9 protein-coding genes (1 of these 9 only partly in view) are annotated in these 12,597 nt (G+C 64.3%); 5 read left to right on the top strand and 4 right to left on the bottom strand.

Going from position 1 to position 12,597, the window contains the following annotated elements; genetic code table 11:
• From H7X45_RS12135 to H7X45_RS12120, 4 genes are all read right to left on the bottom strand, one after another.
• Positions 1–293, bottom strand: the 5' end (the start) of a protein-coding gene (locus H7X45_RS12135) for a glycoside hydrolase family 16 protein (RefSeq protein ID WP_187335112.1). Its footprint begins 598 nt before the window's first position; only the first 293 of its 891 coding nucleotides appear in the window; it begins with the start codon at positions 291–293; its stop codon lies beyond the left edge, outside the window.
• A 16-nt stretch (positions 294–309) separates the two neighbouring features.
• On the bottom strand, positions 310–2,808 hold the full coding sequence (locus H7X45_RS12130) for a glycoside hydrolase family 3 protein (RefSeq protein WP_187335111.1): 2,499 nt from the start codon (positions 2,806–2,808) through the stop codon (positions 310–312).
• Positions 2,809–2,878: 70 nt separating this feature from the next.
• The gene (locus H7X45_RS12125) at positions 2,879–3,934 is read right to left on the bottom strand and encodes a LacI family DNA-binding transcriptional regulator (RefSeq protein WP_187335110.1); all 1,056 of its coding nucleotides are present in this window, start codon (positions 3,932–3,934) and stop codon (positions 2,879–2,881) included.
• A 96-nt stretch (positions 3,935–4,030) separates the two neighbouring features.
• Positions 4,031–7,195, bottom strand: a complete 3,165-nt coding sequence (locus tag H7X45_RS12120; protein WP_187335109.1) for a TonB-dependent receptor — start codon at positions 7,193–7,195, stop codon at positions 4,031–4,033.
• 201 nt (positions 7,196–7,396) lie between these two features.
• Here H7X45_RS12120 and H7X45_RS12115 point away from each other — a divergent pair, with 201 nt between their 5' ends.
• The 5 genes from H7X45_RS12115 (at position 7,397) to H7X45_RS12095 (ending at position 12,554) form a co-directional block, all read left to right on the top strand.
• Positions 7,397–8,902: a tryptophan halogenase family protein gene (locus H7X45_RS12115; protein WP_187335108.1), complete on the top strand. Its 1,506-nt coding sequence runs from the start codon at positions 7,397–7,399 to the stop codon at positions 8,900–8,902.
• A 43-nt stretch (positions 8,903–8,945) separates the two neighbouring features.
• Entirely contained in the window at positions 8,946–10,721 is a 1,776-nt protein-coding gene (recQ, locus tag H7X45_RS12110; protein ID WP_187335107.1) for a DNA helicase RecQ, read from the top strand.
• A 63-nt stretch (positions 10,722–10,784) separates the two neighbouring features.
• Entirely contained in the window at positions 10,785–11,219 is a 435-nt protein-coding gene (locus H7X45_RS12105) for a protein tyrosine phosphatase family protein (protein ID WP_187335106.1), read from the top strand.
• Between the two features lie 10 nt (positions 11,220–11,229).
• Positions 11,230–11,628, top strand: coding sequence for a hypothetical protein (locus H7X45_RS12100; RefSeq protein WP_187335105.1), 399 nt, complete (start codon positions 11,230–11,232; stop codon positions 11,626–11,628).
• Positions 11,625–12,554 carry a sterol desaturase family protein gene (locus H7X45_RS12095; RefSeq protein ID WP_187335104.1) on the top strand — a complete coding sequence of 310 codons (930 nt, stop codon included), beginning with the start codon at positions 11,625–11,627 and terminating at the stop codon, positions 12,552–12,554. The genes H7X45_RS12100 and H7X45_RS12095 overlap by 4 nt, the downstream gene beginning before the upstream one ends.
• Positions 12,555–12,597 lie beyond the last annotated feature (43 nt).

The raw sequence follows: 12,597 nt of genomic DNA, 5'->3' as shown, positions 1-12,597 counted from the left end.
TGGAGCAGCAGCACGCCGTCTTCCGCGCCTTCGACCGATCCGGCCGGGAGAAAGCGGATCGTCTCCGGCGAATCGACATAGGCCTGCTGTTCGTTGTTCACCCAGAAATCCGGGCCGACCACGATCCATTTGCTGCGGTCCAGCGTGGGCGCATCGAAATCGTCTTCGAACAGAACCGCCCGCGGCGCGGCGGCGTCGGCGGCTGTCTGCGGCGCGATGTCGGAGAGCGCAGCGGGCTGACAGGACGCGAGCAGTCCGGAAAGGACGACGATAGCAAGAGCGCGTTTGGGCATGATCGATTCTCCCAGTTCAGTTCGCGGCGGACGGGCAAGATGCCGCGCCCACGTCAACAAGGCGCACGTCGAGCAGTGTCAGATCGAGCGCCGCCTTGCCCTCGATACGCATGGCATTGCCGACGGCGCGCAGATCGTCCGCAGAGCCCGCAAAGCAGCGCAGCGGAATTTGCCAGCTGGTTACCTCACCCGTTCGTGCATCGGTTAGCAGGGGCCCAAGGGGCACCGCCCGGTCGCCCAGGAACAGCTGCGTGTCGCCTGTGCCGGCGGCCTGCAGCACACCGGTGATTTCAAGCGCCTGCCCAGCGTCGAAACGCGCGGACAAGTCGGCCGGCGGCCCTTCGATCGCAACCTGGCCGGGCCCGGTCCAGACGAAGCGGCGGCCGTCCTCCTGTGCGCGGACATCGACCGCGCTGGCGGTGACCCGGCCTTCCGGACTACGCGCGGCGTTGCCTTCCACGAAACGCTTACCCCCCGCATCGCCGATGGAGATCGACCAGGGCGCCTGCACGCGGCCGGCGGCGAAGAAGCGGCCGATGTTGAGCGCCTGCGCCATGTCGATGCCCGAATCTTCGGATAGCGTTCCGACGCTGCCACCCGTGCTGTAATCCATCCCATAGCCGCGCGCGAACAGCGGGTCTGTGATCGGCGAGGCGGCGGAGGCGGGCCAGGCAAAGGGCAGACGCCCGGTGAAATTCTGTGGGGTCGCGCCATCGCGCCTAGCCACGATCACGTCGGCAATCCCGGCGCCTTGCGTGCCTGGAAGCCAGGCGGCGACGAAGGCGTCCGAGGCGTTGATCTCCGGGTTCGCGAACATCGGGCGGCCGGAAAGGAACAGCGACACGGTTTTCATTCCCTTCGCTTTCAGCCGCTTCAGCAGTGCAAGGTCGCGTGCGCCCGCGGGCTGATAATCCAATGTCGGCACGTCGCCCTGAAACTCGGCATAGGGCGTTTCGCCATAGACGGCGATCGCGACGTCCGCCGGGCCGTCATAGGAGCCGTCCGGCGAAAGGATCGCAGTACCGCCGGCCTCTTCTACCGCCTGCTTGATGCCTTCCCAGATGGTCTGGCCGTTGGGGAAATCCGCGCGCGTGACGTCAGTGCCCTGCCAGCTGACCGTCCAGCCGCCCGATTGCATAGCCATATCGTCCGCGCCGGGCCCGGTGACCAGCACCTTCGCGCCGGGCTTGATCGGGAGGACCGAACCTTCATTTTTGAGGAGCACCAGCGATTTGGCCACCGCCTCACGCGCCAGCGCCAGATGCTCCGGCGCGCCAACCGCGGCGTAATCGCGGCGGACCGGAGGATTCTGGTCCATCAGACCGAGCTTGTATTTCACGCGCAGGATACGGCGCACGGCATCGTCGATGCGGGCCATCGGGATGTCGCCGCTCACCGCGCGCTTCACCGTGTTGGCGTACAGATCCTTCCAGCTATCGGGCGCCATGAACATGTCGAGCCCGGCTTCGATTGCGCGCGGACAATCGGTGTTGGTGCAGCCTTCCACCTGCGCATGGCCGTTCCAATCCCCCACCACAAAGCCTTCGAAGCCCATGCGGTCTTTCAGGACGCTGGTTAGGAGGCTGGGATTGCCGTGATTCTTCACCCCGTTCCAGCTGGAGAAGCTGGCCATGACGGTCAGCGCTCCGGCGTCGATCGCGGCGGGGTAACCTTGCGAGTGGACGGAAATCAGCTCGCTTTCCGGGATCACCGCATCGCCCTGATCCTTGCCGCCCTGGGTGCCGCCATCGGCCAGGAAGTGCTTGGCGGTAGCCGCGACATGTTTCGAGCCGATCGGGCGGCCGCTGACGAGATTACCCTGCAACCCTTCCACCATCGCCCCCGCATAGGCGGCGACGAGGGCGGGATCGGAGGAATAGCCTTCATAAGTGCGGCCCCAGCGCGGGTCTTGCGGAACGGCCAGCGTGGGCGCGAAGGTCCATTCGATACCGCTGCCCGCAATTTCGGCGGCGGTAGCCGCGCCGATGCGGCGGATCATCGCCGGATCATGCGCCGCGCCAAGGCCGATATTGTGCGGAAAAACCGTGGCGCCGGGGATGTTGTTATGGCCATGAACGGCATCGACGCCGAAGATGATCGGAATGGCGACGCCATTGGCCGCAGGCCGTTCCGAGACATCGCGGAAGGCCCGCACCAGCTTGTCCCATTCCGCCGCGCTCGCTCGCTCATTGCCATAGGGCCCGCTATTGCCGCCCGCCAGGATCGAGCCGAGCGGATAGGTGGCGAGATCTTCCGGTTCGATAGTGCTGATATCCGCCTGCACCAGTTGGCCGACCTTCTGCTCCAGGCTCATCCGCGCGATCAGCGCATCGATCGCGCTCTCGGTGGCCGGATCGGTGATCGCAGCCGGGCTGTGCGCTTCGGGCCAACGTTCCGGATGGGCGGTGGCGTCTGCCGGCAGGGCAATGCCCGCTCCGGCGCCGGGCATGGCCGCGGGCATGGTGCAAGCCGTGGCTGCCGTCAGCAGCAGGGGCGCAGTCCATCGCAAGTTCATTACTCTCCACTCCTCTTGCGCCCGCTTGGCGCGGGCCTTGTTCGATCGAAGCGGCAAGCGCTCCAGGGGATCAGTTCGGCGGCGGCGGCGCGGTCGATTCGCGCGCGATCAGATCGCCCGAGACGCGGATCGCTTCCTCCGGCCCTTCACCGGTGCGCTTCATGGCGATGATCAGTTCGACCGCGCGCGACACCGTATCGGCGATCGGCTGGTCCACGGCGGTGATGCTGGGATTGGCGTAACGAATGGCCGGGCTGTTATCGAAGCTGATGACCGAAAGCGCGCGCGGCACCTCCAGCCCCATCTCCTTGGCGACATCGAGCGTCGCCAAGGCCATCTGATCGCTGCTGGCGATGATGGCGGTGGGGCGTTCGTCACGGCTCAGGAGCGCGCGTGCGCCCACCAGTCCGCTTGCATGGCTGAAATCGCCCTGTGCGAGCAGGCCGTCAACCGGAAGGCCGCTCTCCCTCATCACATCCTTCCAACCGTCTGCGCGGCGCTGGCTGAGACTGTATTCTTGCGCGCCGGCGATGAAGCCGATCCGGCGATGGCCGAGATCGACGAGCATTTGCGTGGCGCGGCGGGCGGAGCCTTCATCGTCCATCGTGATCGGAATGCCGGGGCCCGGCGCGCGCGATCCGATCCGCGCGAAGGGCACGCCCTGTTTTTCGAGAAACGCGATGATGACCGGGTCTTCCGAATGCGGCGGCGTCAACAGCACACCGTCCGGCTGCAGCGCAGCGAACGCCCCCGCCAGCTCCCGCTCCACATGATGCGTGCGCGTGTCGATCAGTTCGACGATCAGCCGATAGCCATGTTCCGCGCATTTCAGCATGCCGCCGAGCAGCATCTGCCCGACCCAGTCCGAACCCTGGCGCGCGCTCCATTCGGCAATGGTGCGTTCGCGGTCGTTCAGCGCCAGGATAAGATAGCTGCGCGATCCGCTCATCCGCTGCGCGGCGATGGACGGCACATAACCCAGCTTGTCGATCGCGCCCTGCACCTTCTCCTTCATGGCCGGGCGGACATTGGGCTCATGATTGATGACGCGGCTGACGGTCTGGAGCGACACCCCGGCTTCCGCCGCGACATGCTTGATCGTCACCGCCTGTCGTCTGCGGGCCATGTCGATATCTTCCCCAACCGTGCGAGCGAGCGTCACGCCTATCGCGCGCCGCCCCGCGATGCCAGACCGGCGCGCGGAGCGGCGAAGCGACGGGCCTCAGAAATCGAAGCGGGCGATCAGCGTGTAACGGCGATCATTGCGGAAGGCCGAGCGCGTGACGCGGGTGCCGTCGAAATCGATCACCTGCGAGGTGCGCGTGATTTCATCGAGCAGGTTCACGCCCTGCACACCGATCTTGATGTCGTCGGTCAGCGAATAGAAGATCGACGCATCGAGCTGCCCCGTCGCTTCGCCGTAGATCGGCGAGAACGGGAAGATCACATCGCGCGGCGTCTGCAGATATTCGGAGCGCCAGTTATAGGCTGCGCGCGCCGAAAGCGGGCCCTTTTCGTAAAATACCGTGGCGTTCACGGTGTGGTTCGACACCCCGGCCAGCGGCACGAAGGATGCGAACAGGCTGCGATTGCCGTCGAGATCGGGGTTCGTGAAATCGCCCGCATCGACATAGGTATAGGTCAGCTGCGTACCGAGACCGCTGAGCAAGCCCGGCAGGAAATCGAAGGTGTGCTGATAGGCCACCTCGACGCCCTTCAGGATGCCGCCGCTGGTGTTGTCCGGCCCGTCGATGCGAACATCGAACGGAACACCGTCCGGGGTCGTAAAGCTACGGATGGTGGCACCGCCATTCACGATGCCGGACAGGTCCTTTAGGAAGGCGGATACGGTGAGCGAGCCGACGGCGCTGAAATAATATTCGACCGAAAGATCGTAATTCCAGCTTTCCGTCGCGGTAAGGAGACGGTTGCCGGTGCCCAGCGAGAACAGCGGACCGGTTTCCAGCGTGCCTTCCTGGCGGAGCGTGTTGGTGTTGTCACCGATCACACCGCCTGTGCGGTAAAGTGCGAGATCAGGGCGGAAGATGCCTTTAGAGACGCCAACCCGGAACAGCAGCCCTCCGCCGACATCCAACTTCGCATTGAAGCTCGGCAGCCAGTAATCGAAGGTGCCCGCAGCCGAGTCGTTTAGATTTGGATTGTCAAAGACCGCCGCGAATTGTGCCTGACGCGCGGGGGATAGCAGACAGAAGCCGGGAATACCGCCCGGTGTTCCCGACAGACCCGAGCAGGTTGCCGCAAAATCGATCTCTCCGGTCGGGGTTTTCTGGAAACCCTGAGACGATGGAAAGCCAATCGAGCCGCCAGAGTTGACGCTGGTACGGACGTAGCGCACGCCGACATTGCCCTGCAGGTTCCAGCCATTGCCGAACAGATCGTCCGAGCCGAAGTCGAGGCGAGTGTAAGCAGCAAAGGTGCTCTCATCGACGTTTGAAATTTCACCCGGACGATAGGGCGTTCCCGGGACCAGCCCATCGCGGGCGTAGATCGGAATCCACGGATTGGGCGTCTGCGAGGTTGCGTTGATATCGCGCGCCTGCTCTTCGGTCAGGCCGCTGAGATATTCGTCGACCAGATTATCGCCACCGAAGAAATAGGCCGATCCGTCGCCTGCGGGCGTCGGCACCTTGCCGCGCTGGAAATCGACGAAGGGGTTGCGCAACTCTGATGCGGGATAGTCGTTCGCATAAACGGCACCGCCGCCCGTCCAGGGCGCGGACAGGTTGCCCCAGTTGGAGAAGTTGGTGTTGCGCGTCACGCGGTTGCGGTCCGCCCAGCGCGCGCCGAAGCGGATGGTCTTGAAGAAAGAGCCACCGCCATCGGCGATGTCGTAATCGACATCGGCACGCATGCTCCACAGGTCGCCCTCGTTGCGCACCTGATTGTCGATCAGGAACCAGTAGAAGCTCCGGTTCGGATCGCTGAAGTAGGATGCGGGCGAATCGGACGTGCCCGGCTGCAGGAACTGCACCACTGGAACCTTGTCGCTATTGTCGAGGAAAATGTCCGAAGACGTCTGCATCGCACCGATCAGGCCGTTTTCCTGACGATCCGAATTGATGTGTTGCACCTCCAGATTGAAGTGCAGACGATCGGTCGGGTACAGCTGCAGATCGACCGAGAAGTCTTCCGTCTTCGCATCGTCCTCCCGCTGGAAACGGAGCGCTTCGGTCGGGATGCCGCCGCCCTGCGTCAGCGTGCCGGACTGGAAGATGCCGTTCTGATCAAAGGTAAAGCTGGTGCCCGCGGCGGGGACCGGGAACAGATTGTCGTCGTTGACGAGTGCGAGCAGCGAATATTCGTCGATCGTCGCTTCGGTCTTCGCCCGCAGATATTCTACTGTCAAAAGCGCGCGGCTGTCCGGGCTTTCCCATTGACCGATGGCTGAGATGGCGTTGCGGTCACGCTCCAGATCGGTGGTGCGCACGCCCGCCCCCTTGGGGACGACGACCGATCCGGCCGGCGGGAAGTTGTCCGGACCGAACAGCGGATCACCGCTGAACCCACCCGAACCCACGGGCCGCACACGGATGCAGGGCGCATCGAGGCTCGGCGCGCGGTAGCAGGGGTCGGTCACCTGAGAAGCGTCAGTGCGCGTCTTCAGCTTTGACTGCGCATAGCCGACCTGAAGCCCGAAGGTGCCGATCTCGGTCTCGAAGCTGTGGGCGCCGAGGATCGAGAAACCGGGCGACCATTCCTTGGCGAAATCGCCGTAATTGGCCTCGATCGTGCCGGCGATGCGCGATCCGCGCGTGTCCAGCGGCTTGCGCGTCACCAGATTGACCGTGCCGGAAATACCGCCCTCGATCATGTCGGCGGTGTTGTTCTTGAACACCTCGACCCGGCCCAGCAGCTCGGGCGAAACGTCGTTGAAACTGAGCGTGCGGCCGCCATTGGCGGAAAAGATGTCGCGCCCGTTCAGTTCGGACCGCACGAAGGGCAGACCGCGGATGATGACGCCCGACCCCTCGACCGAGAAGCGATCGGGATCGTCGCGTTGTTCAAAACGGCTGATGTTGACGCCGGGCACGCGCTGCAGCGCCTCGGCCACCGAACGGTCGGGAAGCGCGCCGATATCCTCTGCGGTGATGACGTCGACGAAGGTGTCGGCATCGCGCTTCAGGCTCTGCGCGCTACTGAGCGAGGCGCGAAAGCCGCTGACGACGATGGTGTTGTCATCGGTAACGGTGCCGGCAAGATCGTCGCTCGGGCGCTCGATTTCACCATCGGCATCCAGATCGACCGGATCCTCACGCGTCGTATCCTGCGCGTGAACGCCGGTTGCCGCGAGAATCGCGAGCGTGGACGCACCGCCCCAGTGAAGGACGCGACGTGCAAAACGAACATGATGATGCTTGGCGGCCATAGAACCGATCCCCTCCTCTGATGTCGCCCCGAATCGGAGCCAGCCCGTAACCGGGCCTTGTCGTGGAGGATGGACTAACGCCGATTGTGATCGTTCACAACCACGGAAATGAACGTTCACAATTTGGGCGCCACCTGTTACTCGCTTGCAACAGAACGTCGCAGGGCAGAAAGTCCGGCGCGCGCAAAAACGGGAGAGATCATGAGCGTCCAGACAATCGTCATCGTCGGCGGCGGCACGGCGGGCTGGATGACCGCTGCGGCCTTGTCCAAGCTCGTGAAGCCGCGCGGGCTTTCGGTGACGCTGGTCGAATCGGAGCAGATCGGCACGGTGGGCGTGGGCGAGGCGACGATCCCCCCCTTCGTCGATTTCAACCAGCTGATCGGCGTGGACGAGGCCGAGATGCTGGCCGCCGCCAAGGGCAGCTTCAAACTGGGCATTCAGTTCGTAAACTGGGGCAAGATCGGCGACAGCTATCTGCACCCGTTCGGCAATTATGGCTATGAAGTCGACGGCGTTTCCTTCCACAATGTGTGGATGCGCATGCGCGCCGCCGGGGACCAGCGACCGCTGGCTTATTTCAGCCCGGAGACCATGGCCGCGCAGTTCGGTCGCTTCGCCAAGACCGACGGGGACGAGCGCGGCGATCTGCCGCCGATCAACTATGCCTATCATCTCGACGCCGGTCTTTACGCGCGCTTCCTGCGACAATTGGCGGAAAGTCGCGGCGTGATCCGGCGCGAGGGCAAGGTGGCGGATGTTCAGCTGAACGGCGAGAACGGCCATGTCCGCTCGGTCACGCTGGAAGACGGCAGCGTGCTGGAAGGCGATCTGTTCGTCGATTGCTCGGGCTTTCGCGGCCTACTGATCGAGCAGGTGTTGGAAACGGGTTATGAGGACTGGACTCACTGGCTGCCCTGCGATCGGGCTGTGGCGATCCCCTCCTCAGGCGGTGGAAAGCTGCCGCCTTATACCAAGGCGACCGCCTGGAAAGCGGGCTGGCAATGGCAGGTGCCGCTGCAGCACCGCAACGGCAACGGCCATGTCTATTGTTCGGCCCATATGTCGGACGACGAAGCGCTATCGATCCTGACCGACAATATCGAGGGCGAGGCGCTGGCCGAGCCCAATTTCCTGCGCTTCACCACCGGACGGCGGAAGAAATTCTGGAACCGGAATGTGGTGGCGCTGGGCCTCTCCGCCGGGTTCATGGAGCCGCTGGAATCGACCTCGATCCACCTGATCAACACCGGCATATCGAAGCTGATTGCGCTGCTCTCGCTCGACGACATCTCGCCGATGCAGGAGCAGGCGTTCAACCGGCTGACGGCCAAGGAATATGCGCGCATCCGCGATTTCCTCATTCTGCATTATTACGCCACCAGCCGCGACGACAGCGACTTCTGGAATTATTGCCGCACCATGAGCGTGCCGGACAGCCTGACCGAGAAGATCGAGCTGTTCCGCCTGAACGGCCAGATCTTCCGCGAGGAGGATGAACTGTTCGCCCAGACCAGCTGGATTGCGGTTATGATGGGGCAAGGCATCATGCCGATGGGCTACAGCCCGATGGCGGACGCGCTGGACGATCCGGGCCTGCCTGCCGAGATCGACGGTATCGATCAGTCGATCCGTTACCGGGTCGGCCAGATGCCCGAACACCGCGCTTATGTGGATGCCTTTTGCAAAAATGCGCGTGCGGCCTGAGCTGCCACTGGCCCAACCCGCCCCGCCCCGGTAGGCAGGCGCGATGACCGAAACCGCGCCGCGCGATCCCAAAGACATTCTCCATTCCATCTTCGGCTTTTCCGGCTTTCGCGGACGGCAGGAGGAGGTGGTCGAACGGATCATGCGCGGGGACAATACGCTCGCGGTGATGCCGACGGGCGCGGGCAAATCGCTTTGCTATCAAGTGCCAGCCGTGGCGCGCCGGGGCACCTGCATCGTCGTCTCCCCGCTCATCGCGCTGATGCACGATCAAATGCGCAGCGCGGACGCGGTCGGCATCAAGGCGGCAACGCTCACCTCGGTCGACGAAAACCAGGCCGAAACGATGCGGCGTTTCCGAGCGGGCGATCTCGATCTGCTCTATGTTGCGCCGGAACGCGCCACCAATCCGTTGTTCCAAGACATGCTGTCGGCCACCGATCTGTCGCTGTTCGCGATCGACGAGGCGCATTGCGTTTCCGAATGGGGCCATGATTTCCGCCCCGATTACCGCCTGCTGCGCCCGATGCTCGATCGGTTCGAGCATGTGCCCCGCCTCGCCCTCACCGCCACCGCAGACAAGGCAACGCGCGAGGACATTCTGGTCCAGCTCGGCATTCCGCAGGACGGCCTGATCCTGGCGGGATTCGATCGTCCCAATATCCGCTACGCGATCAGCCCCAAGACCAACGTCACGAAGCAGATCACCGAATTCGTGCGCGAGACGCCGGGCGCGGGCATTGTCTACTGCACCAGCCGCGCGGCGACCGAGAAGCTTGCCGAAAAACTGGAAGCGACGGGCCGTCCCACGCGCGCTTATCATGCCGGGCTGCCGCCTGCCGAACGCGCCGCGGCGCAGGCAGAATTCGTCGCGTCCGAAGATATGGTGATGTGCGCCACCATCGCTTTTGGCATGGGCATCGATAAGCCGGATGTGCGCTTCGTGGCCCATGCCGGCCTGCCCAAATCGGTGGAGGCCTATTATCAGGAAACCGGCCGTGCAGGCCGCGACGGCGATCCGGCGGCGGCGCACATGTTTTGGGGAGCGAACGATTTCGCCACCGCCCGCCAGCGCCTCGGCGAGGTCGAGGAAGCACGGCGCGAGGGAGAGCGGACCCGGCTCAACGCGCTCGCTGCCCTGGTGGAAACGCCCGGCTGCCGCCGCGCGGTGCTGCTGCGCCATTTCGGCGAGGACCCGCCTGCGCAATGCGGCAACTGTGACAACTGCATCGATCCGCCCGACACGCGGGAAGTGACGGAACTGGCGCAAAAGCTGCTCTCCGCCGTCTACCGGACCGGGCAGAGCTTCGGCGTCGGCCATATCGAGGCGGTGCTGGTGGGATCGCAGAGCGAAAAGGTGCTCGAACGCGGGCATCACGCCCTGTCGGTACACGGGATCGTAGAGGGTGAGGAGACGCGGCTGATCAAACCGTTGGCCCGTCATCTTCAGGCGTTCGAGGCGCTGCTGCCGACAGAGCATGGCGGCCTGCGCCTGGGCCCCGGAGCCAAGCGCATCCTGAAGGGGCAGGAAGAGGTCCGCATGGTCGAGCCGCCCGAACGCACGCGCGGCGGCCGTGGGCAGGGCGCCGCGGCGAACCCCACCGGCGATCCGCTGTTCGAGGCATTGCGGGCGGAGCGTAAGCGCATCGCCGCCGAACAGGGCATCCCCCCTTATGTGGTCTTCCACGATTCGGTGCTGCGGGAGTTCGCCGCGCAGCGCCCGCAATCGGCGGTCGAGCTGGGCAAGATCAGCGGTGTCGGCGCCAAGAAACTGATCGCGTTCGGCGATGCCTTTCTGGATGTGATCCGGCAGTACTGAATCCGCCCCTCGACTTCGCTTGGGGGCAGGCGTTAGGGTGCGCGAAATTCAGCCGGAGGCCCCATGAACATTCGCCAGATCAATTCCACCGTCTACGCCGCGCCGCAGATCGTGCCGGAGGATGTGGCAGAGGCCAAGGCGATAGGCGTGAAGCTCATCATCAACAACCGCCCCGAGGGGGAGGAAATCGGCCAGCCGGACGGCGCGGAGATCGAAGCGGCGGCCAAGGCGGCGGGGCTCCATTACATCGCGATCCCCGTTACCCATGCTGGCTTCAGCACGCCGCAGGTCGATGCGATGCGCGCCGCGCTGGACGAGAATGAAGGCGGCAAGACGCTGGCCTTCTGCCGCAGCGGCACGCGTTCCACCCTCCTTTGGGCGCTTGCCGAGGCGAAGGACGGCAAGGACCCGGACGATATTGCAGAAGCCGCCGCCGCCGCGGGTTATGACGTCGCGCCCGTGCGCATGCTGCTGGACGCTTTCGCCAAGGCGAACTGAACGGCTTCCCATGAACCTTCCGATGATCCTCGGTTCGATCGGCGCCATCGCGGTGGTGGTGCTGATCGTGCGCGGGGTGCGGTTTCAGGCGAAGAAGCTGGGGCCGGATGAGGCGGAGCACTATTCGGAAGAGATGGTGTCCGGCTTCACCGCCATAGAGGCTGCGACATGTCAGAACCGGCAGTCCGCGCTCGTGCTGGGCGATGACGGACGCATCGTCCTTCTGAAACGCGTCGGCGGGCGGTTTGCGGCGCGCGCGCTAAAACCCCCGATCCGCTGCGAACGGCCCGAGCCGAACCGGTTGGTCATCGACAGCGCCGAGCGGCATTTCGGCAAGATCGAGGTCTGCATCGACGATGCCGAGACATGGCAGCAACGCCTGCGCGGGGGCGACAGCGCGGAACCATGAGCGATCTGCCCGATCCGGTCACCCTCGCCATTCCCGGCTTCATCCTGCTGATGATCGCCGAAATCGTGATCATGCGTCGGCGCGGCAGCGATGCCTATGAAACGCGCGATACCGCCACATCGCTGATGCTGGGCTTCGGCAGCACTCTCGCCGGTCTGCTGTCCGCCGGGCTGATTTATGCGATGGCGGACGCGGCCCACGCCTTCGGAGCCGATACGCTGCGCCTGCCGCAATTCGGCTTCGCCTGGTGGGTCTGGCCGCTCTGTTTCGTGGCTGACGATTTTGCCTATTATCTGTTCCACCGCTCCGCGCATCGCGTGCGCTGGTTCTGGGCGGCGCATGTCGTCCACCATTCCAGCCAGCACTATAATCTCTCGACAGCGCTCAGGCAGACCTGGACCGGCTTCTTCGCGCTGGCCTTCATCTTCCGCCTGCCACTGTTCCTGGTCTTCCCGCCTGCCATGGTCTTCTTCTGCGCGGGCCTGAACCTCGTCTATCAGTTCTGGATTCATACCGAGGCGGTGCGCCGGATGCCGCGCTGGTTCGAGGCGGTGATGAACACGCCGAGCCATCACCGCGTCCACCATGGCACCAATGCGCGCTATCTGGACCGCAATTATGCCGGCGTTTTCATTGTCTGGGACAGGCTGCTCGGTACGTTCGAGGCCGAGCGGGACGATGAACGCATCCATTACGGCCTCGTCCACAATCTCGGCAGCTTCAATCTGCTTTGGGCCGCATTTCACGAATGGGCCGGTATCATGCGCGACATCTGGCACGCGCCCTGGCGCCATAAGCTCGGCTATCTCTGGCGCGAACCCGGCTGGAGCCACGACGGCAGCCGCGAAACTAGCGCGACCATCCGCGCCCGCTGGGAGGATGCACGCGCGAAGAAGGCGGTCGACCAAGCGCCGGAGAGCCGGTAGCCTTCATCAACACGGACCGGGCGCACTAAGCGCCGGCGGAGAG

Source organism: Novosphingopyxis iocasae, from assembly GCF_014334095.1.
Taxonomy (GTDB): domain Bacteria; phylum Pseudomonadota; class Alphaproteobacteria; order Sphingomonadales; family Sphingomonadaceae; genus Novosphingopyxis; species Novosphingopyxis iocasae.
The sequence above is the reverse complement of the archived record's forward strand: the minus strand, read 5'-3'. Positions and strand labels throughout refer to the sequence as shown.